The organism is Luteolibacter sp. AS25 (genome assembly GCF_046736275.1).
Taxonomy (GTDB): Bacteria; Verrucomicrobiota; Verrucomicrobiia; order Verrucomicrobiales; family Akkermansiaceae; genus Luteolibacter.
The window spans coordinates 795,322-814,508 of the sequence record NZ_CP151837.1; the positions used below are offsets into that span (position 1 = coordinate 795,322).

Annotated in this window: 22 protein-coding genes; 16 read left to right on the plus strand and 6 right to left on the minus strand. The window is 50.0% G+C overall.

Annotated features, from left to right (window positions below; genetic code table 11):
• The first annotated feature begins 174 nt into the window (after positions 1 to 174).
• The 8 genes from AAGA79_RS03765 to AAGA79_RS03800 all read left to right on the plus strand — a co-directional run bounded on the left by AAGA79_RS03765 (position 175) and on the right by AAGA79_RS03800 (position 7,983).
• Positions 175 to 1,956, plus strand: coding sequence for a sulfurtransferase (locus AAGA79_RS03765; RefSeq protein ID WP_411827438.1), 1,782 nt, complete (start codon positions 175 to 177; stop codon positions 1,954 to 1,956).
• 29 nt (positions 1,957 to 1,985) lie between these two features.
• Positions 1,986 to 2,915 (plus strand): tRNA lysidine(34) synthetase TilS, encoded by a 930-nt coding sequence (tilS, locus tag AAGA79_RS03770; RefSeq protein WP_411827439.1) that lies wholly within the window; start codon positions 1,986 to 1,988, stop codon positions 2,913 to 2,915.
• 42 nt (positions 2,916 to 2,957) lie between these two features.
• On the plus strand, positions 2,958 to 3,461 hold the full coding sequence (locus AAGA79_RS03775; RefSeq protein WP_411827440.1) for a hypothetical protein: 504 nt from the start codon (positions 2,958 to 2,960) through the stop codon (positions 3,459 to 3,461).
• A gap of 126 nt (positions 3,462 to 3,587) precedes the next feature.
• Entirely contained in the window at positions 3,588 to 4,349 is a 762-nt protein-coding gene (locus AAGA79_RS03780; RefSeq protein ID WP_411827441.1) for a transporter, read from the plus strand.
• A 59-nt stretch (positions 4,350 to 4,408) separates the two neighbouring features.
• Positions 4,409 to 5,359, plus strand: a complete 951-nt coding sequence (locus tag AAGA79_RS03785) for a metal ABC transporter substrate-binding protein (protein WP_411827442.1) — start codon at positions 4,409 to 4,411, stop codon at positions 5,357 to 5,359.
• Positions 5,356 to 6,273, plus strand: coding sequence for an ATP-binding cassette domain-containing protein (locus AAGA79_RS03790; RefSeq protein WP_411827443.1), 918 nt, complete (start codon positions 5,356 to 5,358; stop codon positions 6,271 to 6,273). Before AAGA79_RS03785 ends, AAGA79_RS03790 begins: the two co-directional genes overlap by 4 nt.
• Positions 6,266 to 7,144, plus strand: coding sequence for a metal ABC transporter permease (locus AAGA79_RS03795; RefSeq protein ID WP_411827444.1), 879 nt, complete (start codon positions 6,266 to 6,268; stop codon positions 7,142 to 7,144). Before AAGA79_RS03790 ends, AAGA79_RS03795 begins: the two co-directional genes overlap by 8 nt.
• Positions 7,141 to 7,983: a metal ABC transporter permease gene (locus tag AAGA79_RS03800; RefSeq protein ID WP_411827445.1), complete on the plus strand. Its 843-nt coding sequence runs from the start codon at positions 7,141 to 7,143 to the stop codon at positions 7,981 to 7,983. The genes AAGA79_RS03795 and AAGA79_RS03800 overlap by 4 nt, the downstream gene beginning before the upstream one ends.
• 1 nt (position 7,984) lies before the next feature.
• Here the strand turns inward: AAGA79_RS03800 and AAGA79_RS03805 are convergent, their stop codons facing one another.
• Genes AAGA79_RS03805 through AAGA79_RS03820 form a run of 4 tightly spaced genes read right to left on the minus strand, consistent with a single transcriptional unit; the run spans position 7,985 to position 11,117 of the window.
• Positions 7,985 to 8,803 (minus strand): hypothetical protein, encoded by an 819-nt coding sequence (locus tag AAGA79_RS03805; RefSeq protein ID WP_411827446.1) that lies wholly within the window; start codon positions 8,801 to 8,803, stop codon positions 7,985 to 7,987.
• Positions 8,804 to 8,842: 39 nt separating this feature from the next.
• Positions 8,843 to 10,042: a hypothetical protein gene (locus AAGA79_RS03810; RefSeq protein WP_411827447.1), complete on the minus strand. Its 1,200-nt coding sequence runs from the start codon at positions 10,040 to 10,042 to the stop codon at positions 8,843 to 8,845.
• Between the two features lie 54 nt (positions 10,043 to 10,096).
• Positions 10,097 to 10,567 carry a bifunctional nuclease family protein gene (locus tag AAGA79_RS03815; RefSeq protein WP_411827448.1) on the minus strand — a complete coding sequence of 157 codons (471 nt, stop codon included), beginning with the start codon at positions 10,565 to 10,567 and terminating at the stop codon, positions 10,097 to 10,099.
• Between the two features lie 37 nt (positions 10,568 to 10,604).
• The gene (locus AAGA79_RS03820) at positions 10,605 to 11,117 is read right to left on the minus strand and encodes a gamma carbonic anhydrase family protein (RefSeq protein WP_411827449.1); all 513 of its coding nucleotides are present in this window, start codon (positions 11,115 to 11,117) and stop codon (positions 10,605 to 10,607) included.
• Positions 11,118 to 11,371: 254 nt separating this feature from the next.
• On the opposite strand from AAGA79_RS03820, the gene AAGA79_RS03825 reads away from it, so the two are divergent.
• The 6 genes from AAGA79_RS03825 (at position 11,372) to AAGA79_RS03850 (ending at position 15,584) form a co-directional block, all read left to right on the plus strand.
• Complete coding sequence (locus AAGA79_RS03825) at positions 11,372 to 12,874, plus strand: cellulose synthase family protein (RefSeq protein ID WP_411827450.1); 1,503 nt, start codon at positions 11,372 to 11,374, stop codon at positions 12,872 to 12,874.
• A gap of 23 nt (positions 12,875 to 12,897) precedes the next feature.
• On the plus strand, positions 12,898 to 13,494 hold the full coding sequence (locus AAGA79_RS03830) for a L,D-transpeptidase family protein (protein ID WP_411827451.1): 597 nt from the start codon (positions 12,898 to 12,900) through the stop codon (positions 13,492 to 13,494).
• 126 nt (positions 13,495 to 13,620) lie between these two features.
• On the plus strand, positions 13,621 to 13,884 hold the full coding sequence (gene rpsT, locus AAGA79_RS03835) for a 30S ribosomal protein S20 (RefSeq protein ID WP_411827452.1): 264 nt from the start codon (positions 13,621 to 13,623) through the stop codon (positions 13,882 to 13,884).
• A 65-nt stretch (positions 13,885 to 13,949) separates the two neighbouring features.
• On the plus strand, positions 13,950 to 14,177 hold the full coding sequence (locus AAGA79_RS03840; RefSeq protein ID WP_411827453.1) for a hypothetical protein: 228 nt from the start codon (positions 13,950 to 13,952) through the stop codon (positions 14,175 to 14,177).
• 9 nt (positions 14,178 to 14,186) lie between these two features.
• Complete coding sequence (locus tag AAGA79_RS03845) at positions 14,187 to 14,765, plus strand: DUF1802 family protein (protein WP_411827454.1); 579 nt, start codon at positions 14,187 to 14,189, stop codon at positions 14,763 to 14,765.
• A 168-nt stretch (positions 14,766 to 14,933) separates the two neighbouring features.
• On the plus strand, positions 14,934 to 15,584 hold the full coding sequence (locus tag AAGA79_RS03850) for a 3D domain-containing protein (protein ID WP_411827455.1): 651 nt from the start codon (positions 14,934 to 14,936) through the stop codon (positions 15,582 to 15,584).
• A gap of 6 nt (positions 15,585 to 15,590) precedes the next feature.
• On the opposite strand, the gene cls is transcribed toward AAGA79_RS03850, so the two are convergent.
• On the minus strand, positions 15,591 to 17,033 hold the full coding sequence (cls, locus tag AAGA79_RS03855; protein ID WP_411827456.1) for a cardiolipin synthase: 1,443 nt from the start codon (positions 17,031 to 17,033) through the stop codon (positions 15,591 to 15,593).
• A gap of 111 nt (positions 17,034 to 17,144) precedes the next feature.
• Between cls and AAGA79_RS03860 the strand changes: the two genes are divergently transcribed.
• Positions 17,145 to 17,696, plus strand: a complete 552-nt coding sequence (locus AAGA79_RS03860) for a shikimate kinase (protein ID WP_411827457.1) — start codon at positions 17,145 to 17,147, stop codon at positions 17,694 to 17,696.
• Positions 17,693 to 18,724: a tRNA epoxyqueuosine(34) reductase QueG gene (gene queG / locus AAGA79_RS03865; RefSeq protein ID WP_411827458.1), complete on the plus strand. Its 1,032-nt coding sequence runs from the start codon at positions 17,693 to 17,695 to the stop codon at positions 18,722 to 18,724. The genes AAGA79_RS03860 and queG overlap by 4 nt, the downstream gene beginning before the upstream one ends.
• Positions 18,725 to 18,745: 21 nt before the next feature.
• On the opposite strand, the gene AAGA79_RS03870 is transcribed toward queG, so the two are convergent.
• Positions 18,746 to 19,186, minus strand: a complete 441-nt coding sequence (locus tag AAGA79_RS03870; protein WP_411827459.1) for an arsenate reductase ArsC — start codon at positions 19,184 to 19,186, stop codon at positions 18,746 to 18,748.
• Position 19,187 lies beyond the last annotated feature (1 nt).

Below are 19,187 nucleotides of genomic sequence, written 5' to 3' on the forward strand. Positions count from 1 at the left end.
AGCGTGTCGTATATCCATGCTGCCTGTCGCTGATACGGGTGAGGCTGCTCGCCGGTTAGCGGGCAAAGGGCGTGGAATTTTCTTCTCTAATCCTGAAATTTCCTTTTTCGGAGCTGTGCAGTTGCAAAGTGGAGGAGTGGTTGGCAATTTCCTTTGACGGAAATGACAGGAGAAATGGTTACAAATTTGGCAGCATATCGTTTTGTGAAACTCAGCGGTTTGAAAGAGCTGCGTGAGGAGCTCTTGAATTTGTGCAAAGCGGCTGGGCTGCGTGGGACGATTCTTCTCAGTGTGGAAGGTGTGAATTTATTCGTGGCGGGGCCGGCGGCTGCGGTGAATCGCATGATGGCTAGGCTTCGGGAAATCCCAGGCTTGGAGGATTTCGAGGGGAAAGTAAGTGAGAGTGAGGATCAGCCGTTCCGTAGGATGCTGGTCAGGATCAAGAAAGAGATCATTGCATTCGGGGTGGAAGGTGTGGAGCCGGAGCGGAAAACTTCCCCGAAGCTTCAGGCAAAGGAGCTAAAGAAGTGGCTGGATGAAGGGCGTAAAATCACGCTTCTGGATACACGGAATGATTACGAGGTGAAGCTGGGAACGTTCAAAGGTGCTGTGATTCCAAAGATCGATACTTTCCGGGAATTTCCAAAGGCGGTGAGAGAGATGCCGGAGGAGATGAAGGATGAGACGGTGGTGATGTTCTGCACCGGAGGTATTCGCTGTGAAAAAGCGGGTCCGTTCATGGAAATGGAGGGTTTCAAGAATATCTATCAGCTGGATGGAGGGATTCTTAAGTATTTCGAAGAATGTGGTGGGGAGCACTACGATGGGGAGTGCTTCGTATTCGATCAGCGGGTAGGTGTGGATCCGGGGCTGAACGAGACAGATACTGCGGTGTGCTACGCATGTCAGGCACCGCTGGATGCACAGGATCAGGAGGATGTGAGGTATGTGGCGGGAGTTACCTGCCCACATTGTTTCGTGCCGGAGCCGGAGAAAATGATGGAGAGGATCGCGGCAGCTCAGGCAAGGCTGGATGAGGTTTGTAAAGTTTTGCCAGGCTCGGAGCCGCAGGAGAATCGTCGACCGGTGAATGTTCTGGCGAAATATGATAGGTGGGAATTGGGTGATCTTCTATGTGATCAATTTCCACAGGTGCCACGCGAGGAATGGGAACGCAGATGTGCCGAGGGGCGCTTCGTCAGCTATGGTGGGGCTGTCCGCGGGATCGACCATGTCGTAAGGGCAGGAGAGCGCGTTCTACAAATCTTCCCGCCGGAAGTAGAACCCGACGTGGCACGTGGGATCAGGATTGTGTGGGATGATGAGGCGATTGTGGTGGTCGAAAAGCCGGCGCCTTTGCCGATGCATGCGAGTGGGCGCTATCATCGGAATACTTTGCAGTATTTGATAAATCAGGTCTACGAGCCGAAGTTTCTACGGCCGGTTCACCGCCTGGACGCAAATACGCGCGGGCTGGTCCTATTTGCAAGGACCCGGCACTTCTGCAGGCTGATGCAGCGTCAGTTTCTGGATGGAAAGGTAGACAAGATCTATCAGGTGGAGGTTCAGGGCTGGCCGGAATGGGATGAGAAGATCTGTGAGGCTCCGATTTCCGAGGAGCCCGCCGGACCCGGTGGGCGGGTGGTGGACGAGGATGGTCTTGTAGCGCGGACAGATTTTTCTGTGAAGAAGAGACTTAAGGACGGTACTGCTCTACTGGAGGCAAAACTCGGAACAGGGAGAACAAACCAGATCCGCGTCCATCTTTGGGAGCTTGGTTTCCCCGTTTCCGGTGATCCGTGTTATCTTCCAAATGGACAGATGAGCGACAAGCAAACGCTGGATGTTGGGGATGCTCCGATGGAGTTGGAGGCGTGGAAGCTGGTATTCACTCACCCGATATCCGGTGAGAAAATGGAATTTTTCAATAAACTGGAAACCATTGATGCTTCTTGAGCGGTCCGGGAAATGAACTTGGGATTTTGATGGATGCTGGCATCGGGCTGGGTGATTGCATTCTGGCCGGCATTTCCGGTGGGGTGGATTCGATGGTTCTGCTTCATTTGTTGAAGGAAAAAGGATTTGAGAAAGTTGTAGTGTGTCACCTGAATCATGGACTGCGTGGGGAAGAATCCGATGGAGATGAGGCGCTGGTGAAAAGTGTGACTAAGGGGCTGGGATTCACCTTTGAGGCCGGGAGGGCAGATGTCCGGGGGCTGATGGCTGCCGGCGGTTCACTGGAAACCGTCGCAAGGGAGGCCAGACATAATTTCTTCGGGAAGTGTGGTATAAAGTATGAATGTGGGAGGCTGGTTCTGGCGCATCATGCGGACGATCAGGCGGAAACCGTTTTATGGAATCTGATGAGAGGATCGTTTGGCTGCCGCGGGATGAGCGCAGTTCAGAAGATCGAGATGGGTGAAGTTGAGATGGAGGTTTTTCGCCCTTTTCTGAAAACTAGAAAGGTGGAGCTGAAGCGATGGATGGTGGAAAGAGGTCTGATTTGGAGGGAAGACGCAAGCAATGGGGAGAATGATGTGGTGCGGAACAGGATTCGGAATGAAGTGTTCCCGTTGTTGGGAGATATTGCGAAACGCGATGTGAGCCCTTTGATTTCACGGTCGGCTTCTCTGGATGGAGAGTGGCGGGAATTATTGGAATGGAGTGTGCGGCGAGCTGAAGCGTTGGATCCCCAGGGAAGGATTCATGTGGAGGCTCTGCTAGGATTGCCGCGGGTATTGCAGAGAGGAGTGATCCGGGAGTTTCTGGAATGTGGCGGAGTCCCGGGAATCAGCGGGAAGCTTTTGGATGAGTGTCTGGCTTTATCGGAAGTGGGAAATGGTCCCGCTGTAAATTTGCCAGGCGGGGGACGGCTGAGGCGGAGGCAAGGACGGATTTTTCTAGAGGGTATTTAGCGGAGGCTTGCTAGATATCTACTTTTCTCTGATGCTGGGCAAGTGGCTGAAACCGAACAAAAACCTGAAGTTAAGAGACGCTGGAGTGGATTCGTGTGCCCGGAATGCCGTTTTATTTTCAGGATTCCGCGGGATCATGATGGCTCGGGTGTTGTTTGCCCGTCGTGTCGCAGGGTTCTTAGAATCCCGGGAGAAGGCGATGAAACAGCTCCTCTAACTGCAAGGATTCAGAAAATTGAATTTTCTCAAGACGTCAGTCCAGAGGTCTTGCCTTCACAAAAAGAACGCCACAGGAAAGGTGGAAAAGGCGGAACAAAACCTTCTTCTGATGGGGGGAGCAAAATATGGAGCGTTTTACGATCAATCTTTCTGATTGTCGGGGCTATTGCTTTGATCGCTTTGGCCACTATCTTTCTAGTCCGCGAGATCTATTACAAAGAAAAAGGGGCGATGCCGGCCATTGAGGAACTCGGAGAAGTGGATGATTTCGATGATCTTATCGCCGTGCCTCTAGTTCCTCCCGCTGAAAAAGATTCGGCAGAATAGGTTTCCAAAAGCCTTTTTTTTAAAAGGGCTCCGCCAGAAAATAACCCATCAAACTCTTTCGTTTGAAAAATTAGCCTAGACTAAGTTTATTAGTTAAGGCTATTTATCCGGCGTATGAAAAAAGAAATGAAGCAGATGACGGGCATGGCAGTAATGTTGGCAGGAATTTCCACAGTTGGTGCTCAGACGGAGTCTTTACGGCCCTTGAGCACGGATCGGCCGGATGCAACGGAGAGTCCGTATACGGTGGACGCGGGCCACTACCAGTTTGAACTGGAGATTGGTGCGGTAACGAAGGATGGCGGAGATAGATCCTACAGCTTGGGCGAGCTAAATGCGAAATATGGCCTGGATACGGCGACTGATGTCCAGTTTGTCCTTCCGCATTATAACCATATTGAAGGTGGAGCCGAGGGCTTTGGTGATATGCAAATCCGAGTGAAGAGGAATCTCTGGGGAAACGATGAAGACGGGACGGCTTTGGCAGTGATGCCGTTTATTCAGCTTCCGACTGGTGCCGATGGTATTAGCAGTGAAGAGCTGGAAGGTGGGATAATCGTGCCATTTGGTTTCGAAGGGGCTGGAGGTTGGGGATATGGATTTCAAGCGGAGCTTGATGTTGTGGCGGATGAAGATGGCAGTGGGCACCATTTCTCATTTTTGACCTCAGCCACTGCAGCTCACGATTTGACGGAGACTGTGGGTATATTCTTCGAGGTCGTGGCGATCTTCAGTGAGGGGTCTGAAGCTCTTTCCGAATACTATTTCAACTCCGGTTTGACTGTTGGAGTGACTGATACTCTACAATTTGATGGAGGGGTAAGAGTGGGTCTCTCGAATGATTCCGAGGATTTTACTCCTTTTGTAGGTGTCAGCGCAAAATTTTGATCAAGAATTTAGCCTAGGCTAAGAATTTACATTGAAACAAACAAAAATAGGTCAAGAATATGATTACGAAAATGTTGAGTAGAGAATTTTTTAGAACTGCATGTAAGACACTGTTGGTTACGGTGTGTTCCGTCTCCGCGGTTGCCCTGATAGGCTGCGAGGGGAGCAAAAAAGAGTCCCATACCGGTAAAAAACGGGTGGTAACTAGTTTCACCATCATCGCCGATATGGCGCGTGAGGTGGCCGGAGATGCGGCGATTGTGGAATCAATCACTAAACCGGGGGCCGAGATTCACGGTTACGATCCCACCCCAAAGGATATTGTGAAGGCGCAGCAGGCGGATCTCGTTCTTTGGAACGGGATGAATCTTGAGCTGTGGTTCGAGAAATTTTTCGACAACGTGAAGGATGTGCCGGGCGTGGTGCTGACGGAGGGGATTGAGCCAGTGGGAATTTCCGAAGGTCCGTATACCGGAAAGCCGAATCCTCATGCATGGATGTCTCCAGCCAATGCGGTGATCTATGTGGAGAATATCCGCGATGCACTGATAGGAATCGATCCCGAGAACCGTGAAATCTATGAAGCGAATGCAACGGAATACATACGTAAAATCAATGCTGTGGACGCCCCGGTGCGGGAAAAACTGGCATTGATTCCGGCAAATCAGCGCTGGTTGGTGACGAGCGAGGGGGCGTTTTCCTATCTATGTAAGAATTATGACCTGCAGCAGTTGTATCTGTGGCCGATCAATGCGGATGCGCAGGGAACGCCGCAGCAGGTGAAGAAGGTGATCGATGAAGTTAGAAAGAATCAAATCCCGGTAATTTTTTCCGAAAGTACGGTCAGTGATAAACCTGCGAAACAGGTGGCTAAGGAGACTGGTGCTCGCTACGGCGGAGTGCTCTATGTCGATTCACTGACTGATGAGGATGGACCAGCGCCTACGTTTTTGAGATTACTCGAGGCGAACGCAGCAACAATCCTGAACGGCTTTACGCAAAACAAATGAGTATGGACAAGGACATGACCGGAGAATCCGTAATTCTGGACGTGAGCGACGTCTCGGTGATTTACCCGAATGGGCACCAGGCTTTAAATAGCGCTAGCTTTAAGCTGAGTAGCGGGACGATTTGCGCGCTGGTGGGGGTGAACGGAAGCGGGAAATCCACTTTGTTCAAAAGTATCATGGGTTTCGTGAAGCCTACATCCGGAAGTGTCCTTATCAATGGTTTGCCGGTGAGCCGGGTGCTGAAACAGAACCTGGTAGCCTACGTTCCACAATCCGAGGAGGTGGACTGGCAGTTTCCGGTGAGCGTGTGGGATGTGGTGATGATGGGGCGCTATGGCGCGATGAATTTTCTACGAATCCCACGAGCGCTGGACAAGCAAAGGGTGGAGGAGAGCCTGAAAAAGGTTTCAATGTGGGAATTCCGCGATCGGCAGATCGGTGAACTGAGCGGTGGCCAGAAGAAGCGGGTTTTCCTTGCAAGGGCACTTGCCCAGGGAGGACGGGTGATTCTATTGGATGAGCCATTCACCGGAGTGGATGTAAAAACCGAGGATGCGATCATCGAGCTTTTGCATGAACTGAGAAGAGGTGGAGCAATCATTTTTGTATCTACCCACAATCTCGGTAGCGTTCCTGAGTTTTGTGATCAGGTGGTTCTGATTAATCGGACTGTCCTCGCGTACGGTAAGACATCGGATGTTTTCACCGCACAAAATCTGACGACTGCCTTCGGAGGAGTGCTGCGTGAGTTCCAATTCGAGCAATCCACCATTCAGGAACATGATGGCCGGAAAGTGCGTGTGATGAGTGATGATGAACGCCCGTTGGTTTTCGGAAAAGACGGCCATCTAGAATATCTGGATCGGGAAAAGCATGAGGATCTCTTGAAACTTCGCTCAAAGGAACATGACTGATTTTTTTCAGGAACTACTCGTCCCGTTCCAGTATGAATACATGTTACGGGCAATTTGGGTTAGCGCTCTTGTGGGTGGGGTCTGCGGATTTCTTTCTTCCTTTGTGACACTCAAGGGATGGTCGCTCATGGGCGATGCGCTTTCCCACGCGGTGGTTCCGGGAGTGGCGATTGCTTTTATTCTAGGGCTTCCTTTCGCGTTGGGAGCATTCGTCGCAGGCTTGCTCGCTGCTGGAGCGATGGCGTTTATCAAAAGCCAGAGCCGGATCCGTGAAGATGCTACGATGGGGATTGTCTTCACTGCATTTTTCGCCTCCGGCCTTGTTCTGATAACACTTTACCCCGCCCGGGTGGATCTGAAGACGATTCTTTACGGTAATATTCTAGGGATGGCAGGAAGTGATATTCTTCAGGTTGTCCTGATCAGTGCGGTAACGATGGTCATACTACTGCTGAAGTGGAAGGATCTGATGCTTTTCTGCTTCGATCCAAATCAGGCGCGAACAATCGGAATGAATGCGGGCCTACTGCATATCATTTTATTATCCCTGATTGCAGCGGTCGCTGTGGCGGCATTGCAGGCTGTTGGTGCGATCCTTGTCCTGGCGATGATGGTCACGCCTGGTGCTACGGCTTACCTGCTAACGGATCGTTTTGTAAAAATGCTCTGGATCTCATCTGGCTTGGGTATTCTGACAGCCGTTGTTGGTGCATATGGTAGCTATTTTCTAAATGGAGCCACCGGTGGATGCATTGTGACGCTGCAGACAATCATTTTTCTCTGCGCATTTGTTTTCGCCCCGAAGCAGGGGATCCTGGCTGTGCGACGGGCTGCCAGAAAACTGGGAAAAACGAGGGAAATGACGGTATGAATGAGTTTTTTGAGCCATTTCAATACGCCTTCATGCAGAATGCTATTCTGGTAGGTGTCGTTGTAGCTGCGATGTGTGCGGTTCTTTCCTGTTTTTTGGTGCTGCGAGGGTGGTCGCTAATGGGCGATGCGGTCTCACACGCAGTTCTACCTGGAATTGTTTTGGCATATATTGCTGGATTGCCTCTTGCCCTGGGTGCTTTTCTCGCAGGGCTGGTTTGTTCCTTGGGGACCGGATTTGTGAAGCGGAATAGCAGAATTAAGGAAGATACAGCTTTGGGTGTGATTTTTACCGGATTGTTCGCCTTCGGCTTGGTTTTGTTCAGTAAGACATCTTCGGAACTACACCTGGATCACATTCTGATCGGAAATATTCTGGGAATCACTAAGTCCCAGATTTATCAGACGCTTGGAATGGGGGGCTTTGTTCTATTTGTTACCCTCCTGCTGAGAAAGGACCTCTTGCTAATTTGCTTTGATCCGGGCCAGGCAAAGGTAATGGCACTTCCAGCAAGCTTGCTGAACTATCTGCTACTTGGTCTTCTGTCGTTGGCGATTGTGGTATCGCTGCAGGCAGTGGGAATCGTTCTGGTGGTAGCTATGTTGGTGACTCCCGGATGTATCGGCCAACTGTGGACCGACCGTTTCGACAAGATGCTGTTTATTTCAGCATTCTCAGCAGTTCTCGCGACTGTAACAGGTATTTTGATCAGCTATCACAGTGATGCTTCCACAGGCGGTTGTATCGTGGTTGTTCTAGCGCTGTTCTTCCTCATTTCGCTTATAATCGCACCAAAATACGGAATTTTGGCGAGACGGAGAAAGCAGGCCGCTCGCTAGATCAGCAGAGGCGGATCATATCTTTTATGAACTGATACCAGAGAAACATCAGGCCGCGCTTGGAATACTGAAAGTGACCGTCTTCGGTTAGTTCAATGATACCGGTTTTCAGGTTGTGATCCACTTGTAGCTTCATCTCGGCTTCGATACCTTCCTCAAGTGATTCAGGATCTGGAACCATGAGATCATTTGAAGTGACCTTTTTCCTGGCTAGGAATTCCTTGTGGTCTTTCAGAATCTGGTGGAAGCAGGATTTCTCGCAGGGAACGTGGTTCCACTTCAGATTGGGAGAGCAACGAAGGGTTGGGGCAAAGGGGAAGTTAGTGGTCCGCCATGTTTTCCCTGAGGAATCCACGGATGTCACGGATATGAAAGCGAATGCCACGTCGTTCTGTTCACAAAGGCATACGGATGCCACTGCTCTTTCCTCGGGATGCCAGAAGAGACGAAAGTATTGCTGCATGCCAGACCACTGCCATCCACAATCCGATACATGCTCAAACCCGGCTTCTTCCATTCCTGCCGCTGCTTCGATTGCGTTCGGGAAGAAGGACGGATTTGGTAGTTCACGATGCCTGAGTCGATTGTTCAAAGGCATGCGTAGTTTTTTTACATGCGTGAGTAACTCTATCCAGGGAAGGAAAAACCAGAGCGAGGACCCTAGAATACCGACGAGAAGACTCCCACTTATGAAGTAGAAGAAAGCAAAGGTCGCAAACAGAAAAACGATCGCACCAATCTTACGAGCGAAATTTTTCCGCCAAGAGCGGAGCGCCATCGCCAGGACAAACAGGCCGACAACGATAAGTGTTTCACGCATAAAATTTGGTAATCAAAGAAATCAGGACAGTTTCCGAAATCAGCCTGCAAGTGCGTCCATCAGATATTTTGAAGGACGGAAGTTCTCTATAAGTATTTCCTGTTCCCCGCCGCGGTTCATTCGTACTTGGCTGACGTTGAAGTTCGGAGTTTTGTGAGGAGCGAACAGGATATCGTCGTGAGTGGCATTCTCATGTCTCTTGAACATATCCGGCAAAATATCTCCTCCGAGATGATCATCACGACCGGTTGCCAAGTGGCATGTGCCTAAAACTTTTTCATCCTGGATATCCGCGTATGAGACGGGCAGGACCTGGGTGCCGAAACCGAGTTCACCAAGGGTTCCAGTCATAGGATCATCCGCAAGACGTGCATTGTGGTCATCGATTGTTTGCTGGTTTCCTTCGATCAGGGTGGAGCGATAGATGCTGCGATCTTTCACATCCAGCACACCCAGCGTGCCGTCCTCGTATTTCATAGGAAACTGGCCGTTCGCATCCGCAGGGACGAAGTAGACCTCGCCTGCGGGAAGATTCGCGATGTCAGGTTTTGTTCCGTGACAGAGGCCGTGGGATTTCTGCGCATCCTGTTTATTGAGACCAAGTGTGGCGGTGAGAACCCGGCCATCCTCGAGGGTGAAGTCGATTTCCATCGAGTCCGCATTGGTGAGAGCAAGGCGGAGCTTTTCGGCATCTCGTGATACTTCATTGTAGTCGACCGAGAGGCCTGAGTTGAGGATTACATCGTTGAGACCATGTAGGGTAGCACCACGGAAGCCGAATTCCTTCGCCTTGGCTGTGAGTGGCGCTGTTGCAGACCAAGTTGAGATGCATAGGATGAGATCGTATTTAGGATAAATATCCTCATCCAGCGACAAGAGGTTGCCCGCTGTGTCCCAGACTTCATCGTCCAGATCGAGGTTTGAGCCGTTGGTGCAGCGATATGCAAACATCTCACCACCGTTCATCCCCAGTTTCTCCATCGCATACTCCTGCAGAGGCTCATAGAAGTGCTTGTGGGCATTTTTCTGGACTTGGAAGCCCTCTTTACCATTGAAGGTAAAGTCTTTGATCAGATCTTGTGGTTCATCGAAGTCGATCAGAACGCAAACCCGGCAGCCTTGAGTCGGCTCGAAAACTGTATGCAAAAGTCTGACAATATCGAATTCAGGAAATTCGCGATTTTCGGGGTTCAGAAGGATTTCTGGAGAAAGATAGTCCGGGAGGGCTGTGGTCGACATGATGATAGAAGCTAAAACGCTGTCATCACATCGCAAGGGGCGATTTCTCAAAAATTATTCGTCGAGATCCTCAAAGCCGGCACTGCCGCTCTTCGATTGCATTTTCTCCAATAGGGATTGCTTGTCCTCAAGCTGATCCCAAACCTCAGCGGCTACAAGAATCGGTGCTTTGGCCCGGGCTGCAATTGCAAGACTATCCGAAGGACGCGCATCAATCTCCACGATCTTGCGCTCCATGATTTCGTTCTGGGCGGTAATGAAAATACGCGCGAAAAACACGTCGCCATCGACCTTGTTGATCACAATTCGTGAAACTTCCGCGCCGAATCCCTGGAGGGTCATCATATATAGGTCGTGGGCAAGGGGGCGCGGCATGGGCTGTTCTGTCATTGCCGCGTTAATCGAAAGCCCGATCGCCGGATCGATATAGAAAAGGATGGTCTTAAGAGAATTACCCAGGAATACAGCACATCCTGTCTGGGTAGGTATAAGGGCCATAATTTCTACTGGGATAGCCTTCTTCATGATTAATTTGTTTTTCGATGGAACAGGGGTTGGATGCTTAGGGGCGATTCAGGAACTTTCTGGATTGGATCACGTATTTGATTGCCCATTTCTGCACCTCCGATTGCTCCTTGATACTGAGTGTGCGGACTACTTTCGCCGGTGAACCGAGTACGAGGGAACCGGGTGGGATAATGGTGCCACCCGTTATTAGTGCGCCAGCTCCCACAATGCTTCGTTCGCCTACTTCAGCGCCGTCGAGAATGATTGCGCCCATGCCGATGAGCGTTTCGTTCTTGATCGTGCAGGCGTGAAGAATTGCTGAATGACCGACTGTGACTAGCTCGCCGACATGGCATCCGAAATCGTCCGAGAGGTGAATAACTACATTATCCTGAATGTTTGACCGTGGGCCGATTGAGATTTCGTTTATGTCACCTCGTAGGGTCGCATTATACCAGATACTGGACTCGCTTTCTATCGAGACGCGGCCAATCACATCGGCACTAGCTGCGACAAAGGCGCTGCTGTGAATCAGAGGCTGGTAGGTTTCGTAGTTCTCGATCGCCATTTCCCATTCTAGGTAACAGATTTGAAATTGGCTAGTTCAGATAATATATCTATTTATAAGGTAAAGTTGTATAATAGTCGGATCCCGTATGGGAGCTTGACAAGGGGCTCGAAATTTAGTGGCTTCCGGCCGTGTCGGAAAACGTGGTAGTCTAAGCTTCTGGCATCAAGCCTCCCGTAAGCTTTTCTGCTTCGCTCATTCGTCAGCGAATTTCTCGAAAGACTCTTTATCAAAAACCGTTAACTAATCTCTCTATGGATCTCTCAGTCTCTATCTGGTACGTCGCCTACATCACTGTCTTGATTGGCTTGGCGGGATATGGTTCCCACCGCCTTACGATTATCTTCCTTTACCTGAGACATTCACGGAAGAAGCCAGTGCCATTGAAAATGTTTGATGAGCTGCCATTGGTGACTGTGCAACTGCCTGTTTTTAATGAAATGCACGTGGTTGAGCGCCTTCTGGATGCTGTTTCCAAAATCGATTATCCTCAGGACAAGCTTCAGATTCAACTGTTGGATGACTCAACCGATGAGTCCGTTGATATCTGCAGGAAAGGAATCGCCGATCTTGTGGAAAGAGGGTTCGACGCCCAATATATTCACCGCACTGATCGTACCGGCTACAAGGCTGGTGCGTTGGAAAACGGAACACGTTTCGCAAAGGGAGAATATCTCTTTATCTTGGACGCAGACTTTGTTCCGAATCCGGATGTCCTTCAAAAAACCATCCAATACTTTTCCGATGATAAAATCGGGATGATCCAGACACGTTGGGGGCACCTAAACCGGACCTATAATGTTCTTACAAGAATTCAGGCAATGTTCCTGGATGGTCACCTTGAATTGGAGCAAACAGCGCGAAACCGCTCGGGTCGCTTCTTTACCTTCAACGGAACTGCGGGTATTTGGCGGAAATCCTGTATCGCGGATGCAGGGGGCTGGGAACACGACACCCTTACCGAGGATATGGATCTAAGCTATCGTGCTCAACTCAAGGGCTGGCGCTTCATTTTCCTCAATGATGTGGAAACTCCTGCTGAGCTTCCTGTGGATATGGACGGATTTAAGAGCCAGCAGCACCGTTGGACGAAGGGTTCAATCCAAGTTTGCAAGAAGGTCCTGCCGGCAATCTGGAAAAGCAATGTCCCGCTCTTCGTGAAGATGGAGGCTACGGCTCATCTTACCTCGAATTTCGCGTATCTTCTGCTCATTTGCCTCTGCTTCCTGATCTATCCGAATCAGTATGAGCAGCCGAATTTCGGCGAACTCACCTATTACATCGTCAATATTCCAATTTTCTTCTTCGCCTCGGTGTCGGTGATTCTGTTTTACCTCACCTCGCAGAAGGCTCTTCGCCCTGATACTTGGTGGAAAGAGATTCCATATCTCCCTCTGCTTCTCGCTCTGGGTATCGGAATGTCCATAACTAACGCTAAGGCGGTTTTGGAAGCTCTCTTCAATCATCAATCTGCATTTGTCCGTACTCCGAAATATGGAATCGAGCAAAATGGCGCGGATTGGAAGAAGAGCAGCTACAAAGCCATCAAGACTCTCACTCCATTCATTGAGTTGCTGTTCGGTTTCTTTTTCCTCTTTGTGGTAATCGAAGCTGCGATGCAGGGTAGATGGAGTTCTTCGATTCTTTTACTTCCATTTCCTGTAGGATTTTTCTACACTTCGATTGCCTCGTTGGTGCGTATGCTCCCTTCGTCCGCAAGTCCCGCTCCCACTGAAAACGAAAACGCCAGCCGCTAATCCTTCAGATCTGTATAGAAAAAATGAAAAGAGGTATCACCCGCCTACTTCTACCACTCACGGGGCTGCTTCTGCCGCTAGTCCTGAATAGTTGCGGCGCCAATAGCGGCCAGGACGATAGAAATAAAATGATCGTCAGTGTGCGCGATCAGAAAATGCTTCTTTTACGAGATGGGAAGCCTGTAAAGTCTTACCCGATTTCTACTTCCAAGTTTGGAGTAGGGGATATCCCCAATTCAAACAGGACACCTCTGGGTCGGATGAAAGTCGCCAAGAAGATTGGAGGAGGGGAGCCCGCAGGAGCGGTATTTAAAAGCCGTAGGCCTACCGGAGAAATCCTCAAGCCGAATGCACCAGGGCGGGATCCGATTGTGAGTCGAATCCTCTGGCTGACCGGAACAGAGGGCAATAACAAGAACGCGTTCCGCAGGTATATTTATATCCACGGAACTCCTGAGCAATATCGCTTGGGAAGCCCTGCATCCTACGGTTGTATTCGAATGGGTACCCATGATGTGGTGGATCTCTACAATCGCGTGGGTACTGGAGCAGACGTGTATGTGATACGCGGTTCGATCAAAAAAACGCAAACCCAGAGATCTTATACGGCATCGCGGTAGGACGGAGCCATACTGTTCCGGGAAAATTCCTCAAAGATCAGCTTGACACCGACCCGTTATCCCGTCTAGTTTCCCGCCCCCTTCAACGGCACGAATCAATTTTTATCTCATATTCTCCATAAAATCATGGCCAATACAAAATCTGCAATCAAGCGCAACCGCCAGACCATCACACGCACTGAGCGTAACCGCGCTGAGAAAAGCCGTATGAAGGCTGCTCGCAAGACAACTCTCGCTGCTATCGTAAGCGGTAACAAAGACGAAGCAGTCAAAGCTGCTTCCGTATTCTCATCGGTTGTAGATAAGGCAGCAAAGCGTAATTTGATTCACCCGAACAAAGCTGCTAACCTTAAGAGCAAGACTGCCAAGGCTATCGCTGCAATCGGATAATCCGCGCGGAAAGATCTCTTTATCAAGCGGGCCCGAATCTCTCGGACCCGCTTTTTTTATACCTTATGAAAAACGAAACACCAAATCGTGCAGAAACAGCAGCTAAAATTGCTGCGAATCCGCATGATTACAAGGTCTGTGAAGGTTGTGACTCCATCGTTGGTAGCACTACTGCGATTTGTCCGAACTGCCACAGCTTTCGTTTTGACGGGGAAGCCCAATCGGTAATCGATCAGGCACTGCTTCTGGGAAGTCGTGAGCAACGCTCCGTCACTGCCGAGGACCTAGCTTAGTTCCCGAGTATGAGCGTTGCATTCAAAGAATGGGAAGTGATCTGCGATGCTCTTGCTTCCGGAAGACAGACTATTCTAATACGAAAGGGTGGTATTCACGAGGGGCGTGATGGTTTTTCCTTTGCTCATGAATCGTTCTACCTGTTTCCTACAAAATTCCATGCCCAGAATGATCATGTTCGGGAAGGTGAATTCACGCCCGGCGAAGAGTGGAAGGTAGGTGATCAGTTTTCAATAACCCATCGTGCTGAGGCAGTTCACGCAGTGACTGTTACTGATTGGGAGAAAGTCGAGAATCTGCTCCCATATCACATTTATACTCCCGAAACCCTGAAGGATCGTTTTGATTGGGAGGGGAAAGGAATGGCTGCCGGTAGTATTCATGTAGCCTTTGTGAAAGTCTTCAAACTGTCTGAACCAATAGTCCTTACCTACGAGAAACGTTTTGGAGGATGCCGGTCCTGGTTGGAAATACCGGTTGATGAGTCGGTATCAATAGCTGGTTCAAGTGCTGTAATGGGGGAGGAAATATTCGGGAAAAAGAGGGCCGAAGTTGAGTCGGTTTTGGCAGTGAATCCGTCGCCATAGGTCACGGATAGTATTTCCTTCGGGCATCTTCGGTTTTTTTAATTTGCCGCTTATCCAAAATTTGGCTAATGACGGTCGTCTTTTAGGACAGAAGACATTTTGCACTGTGCTTACTGCATCTTGCAATCTTAGAAAAAATCCCAATTTACGTCCGTTAATCATTTGCTTATGTGCTCAAAACATTTTCTCCAACTGTTCGCGGTTATTGCCATTCCTTTCCTAGCCAGTTGTGGCTCGAGTGTTGAAGTCCTTTCAAAAAACGACATCAAATCCGGCAAATCGATCACTCCGAAAGTAGAGAAACATACGGTTGCGACACCTTCTGCCACACTGCTCACCCAAGCTTCAACGAAGCCGAAGGACAAACACTCGATGCCGATTTACAAATTTGGCGAGCGTCAGCGTATTGTACGCACCACCGCCTACACCTGTAGTGAAGATGACCACATTATCTACGGATCTAAAAACGCTACAGGAACCAATCTTCGATACTCGGACAAGGTGCGCAGCGCTGCAGCTGACTGGTCCTTTTATCCGGTTGGCACGGTTTTTAGAATCAAAGGAATGAATCAGCTTTTCGTAGTAGACGATTACGGGTCTGCACTTACCGGAACTGGAACAATCGATCTCTACAAGCCCTGCACTGAATATATGAATCAGTGGGGAAGGCGAAATGTTGAAATCTCAGTGGTTCAGTGGGGTTCATTTAAACGGAGTGCGGAGATCCTCAAAGGACGTACCGGTTATAGCCATTGTCGCCAGATGCTTTCCAACATCGAGCGGCAGATGGCTGGCAGCGAGAACGTCGCAAAGAATTGATCTCTTCTACTGAATCGGCGCCATTAGACGTGCCGCCCGGCATGCAGCGCGGAAGAGGAATGATTTTTCTGTAAATTCCTCCAACTTGACTTCCGCGCACCGGGAAAAGTCTTCGCTCAGCATATCGGATATCTGTCTGATGAAGGTCTGATCGGATACGAATGCGGTGACTTCAAAGTTAAGCCTGAAGGAGCGGTTATCTAGGTTTGCCGTGCCAACGGCGGCCATTCTATCGTCAATCAGCAAAACCTTCTGGTGGAGAAATCCATCCGCATATCGGAAGAGCTTTACTCCAAACGGGATCGATTGCTCGTAGTAGGCGAACGAGGAGAGCCACACGAGGAGGTGATCAGCTACTGCCGGGAGCATGATGCGGACATCTACGCCACGCAGTGCGGCTAACTGAAGGGCTGTCATTACTCCATCATCCGGTACGAAGTAGGGACTGGTTATCCACAGTCTCTTTCTTGAAGAATTTGCAGCTTCCGCTACCAGTAGTTTCCAGGAGTCGGTCGGGTCCGCAGGACCGGTAGGAATTATCGCTGTCTTCTGGTCTGCGGGAAAAGTTTCAGTTTCCCACAAAAGCTCGGGAACCCGATCACACGCCCAGAACCAGTCCTCCAGGAAAACCAACTGAACGGCTTGGACTGAAGGTCCTTTGAGATGCAGGTGTGTGTCCCGCCAGTCTCCGAATCGTTTATCCCTGCCAAGGTACTCATCTCCTACATTCAGACCGCCCAGAAAGGCTTCACGTCCGTCGACCACTGCGATCTTGCGGTGGTTTCTAAAGTTCATCTGGAGACGTGAAAGCAAACGGCGTCCGGAGCCAAATGCTTCACATTGAACGCCGGCATCGCGAAGTTCCCCGAGATAAGTACTGGTGAGCTTGTGGGATCCAATTTCATCAAACAGGAAATACACTTTCACTCCTGACCTGGCCCTTTCAATCAGCGCCTTCTGAAATTTCATGCCGACCTTGTCAGTCTTCACGATGAAGAAATTCACACAGATATATTTTTCCGCTCTAGCGATAGCTGAAAACAGGTGCTCGAACGTGCTCTTTCCATTGATGAGGACTTGGAGGGAGTTCCCTCTGGTGAACGGTAGTCCGCCGAGTTCTGTGGCCGCTCGTTCAATGACATCTTCCTCGGGAAGATCCACAGAATACTGCAGTAGCGTTTTGTGCATTCCGTCGATGATATTCTTCAGCTGGATATCGTTGCTCCGGCGCGCGCGGATATAGCCGGTGAAGCGGCTTCTTCCCAGCATCCAGTAGAGCGGGATAGCAAAAAACGGGACTGAAATAAGGCAAGCTATCCAGGCAATCGTCCCCTGAGAGGTCCTCGTATTCATGAGGGCATGCAGAATGTGCAAAAATCCAAAGACGTAGAATGCGACCAAAAGACCGATACCCCACCAGGTGGTAGGATCGTAAGAGAGCAGAGACATGAAGGGATCCTTATTCGGAAATGTTGCGGATGCCAGCAACGATCAGTCTTTCATGAGAGGAATCACATTTTGCGGTTTCTACCGGCCCGCTGATGGATGTAGTCTATCTTTATGAATAAACTCGAAGTCATCCCTAAGAACATTGTTCTTATCGGCTTCATGGGTAGCGGAAAATCCACCGTGGGGCGCGAGCTACACGAAAGGCTCGGTTATCAACTGACTGATATGGATCAACTCATCGAAGAATCCATGGGGAAAAAAATCACCGAAATCTTCAAGGAGGAAGGTGAGCAAGCGTTTCGTGATTTCGAAACGTTACAACTGATCGAAATCGCAAAGCAAACCGACAAGCGACATATTATCTCGACTGGCGGCGGTATCGTAGTGAGGGCGGAGAACCGGCAATTGCTCAAAAAGCTGGGCTATGTGGTATGGCTCCATGCGCCGGAGGAAGTGATCTTGGAGCGGACATCCCGGAATAGGGATAGGCCGTTGCTCAATACGCCGAATGCAGCCGAAAAAATTTCCCAGTTACTGGCGGTGAGGACGCCTTGGTATCAGGAAGCTGCCCACTTGAAGGTCGATACGGCCGGCTTGGACTCGGGGGAAATCGCAACAGGTATCCTGGAGAGCGCAAGATATCATTTTTCCCATCCTGTATGAACGGTGATCTTGAAAAGATCAAAGCCTGGGCGAATCAGCTTGGTTTTGACGACTGTAGAATTGCTTCCGCGAAACGTGCCTCTCATGCCGATGATTTTGACGAGTGGCTTGCTGAGGGGAAAAACGGGGAAATGAAGTGGCTGGAGCGAAATCCGGCCCGGCGTGCGGATCCGCGGGAAGTGCTCGAGGGCTGCCAATCAGTCATCTGCCTCGCAATCAATTATTATGCCGGTGAAAGCCCGTTTCCTGAAGGTCATCCAGAGGATTACCGGATCGCCCGTTACTCATGGAACAATGATTACCATGATCTGGTGGAAAAGAGACTGGCTGAATTCGATGCGAAATTGAAGACCATTGGAGGTATGCAAAGATACTACGTGGATACAGGACCGGTTCTGGAGCGCGACTTTGCCACTGATGCAGGTCTCGGCTGGAATGGAAAATCAACCGTGCAGATTCATCGAAAGATCGGCACTTGGTTTTTCCTGGCCGAGTTGCTTACTACGTTGGATCTGGTCCCGGACCAGCCGTTCGGAGATCATTGCGGCAAGTGCACGCGCTGTATGGATGCGTGCCCGACTCAAGCGATCACTGCTCCGCATAAAATGGATGCACGGAAATGTATTTCCTATCTCACTATCGAGAACAAGGGGCCTATTCCCGAAGAATATCGCCGGGCTATTGGGGACCGGATCTATGGCTGTGATGAATGCCTGACCGTCTGCCCATGGAATCGCTTCGCAAAGGAATCAAATGAGATCGCGTTTCAAGCGAGGGAGGAAATCTTCAATCACCGTCTACGGGACTTTCTGGGATTGGACGTAGAGGATTTCCGCAGGGTATTCGCAAAATCTCCGATCAAACGGATCAAACGTGAACGATTCCTACGGAATGTCTGTGTGGCTTTGGGAAATACCGGCGGGGAAGGTGACTTGCCTGCCTTGGAGAAAGCTGCCGAGGATCCTGACCCGTTGATTTCAGAGCATGCCCAATGGGCGATCTCTGAAATCGGGGTGCGCGGAGCCTAACGGTAGCCCGATGGTGGCATCCTAGCTGACCGCCAAGGCGCAGAACTCTTCGTAGAATTGCTGAACTTGTTCTTTGATGGAGTCTCTGATTTTCCGGATTTCAACCAGCTTTTCTTCTTCTGTGCCGGTGAGTTCGCCCGGATCGGGGAAGCTCCAGTGGTGACGCTGGAGCACCAGTGGGAAAATGGGACAACGTTCGCCACTTTCCTGATCACAAACGGTGATTACATGGCGGAATGTTCTGCCTGCCTTGAATAGATCCAGTGCTCCCTTTGTTTGATTCTGGGAGATATCGATTCCGACTTCCGCCATAGCTTTCACTACCAGCGGATTGAGGCTCCCTGGTTCCAAACCCGCACTTTCTATCGTGCATTGGTCGCAGCAGAGTTGTTTTAAGAATGCCTCAGCCATCTGGCTACGGGCACTATTGTGGACACATACGAATATAACTGATGTTTTCATA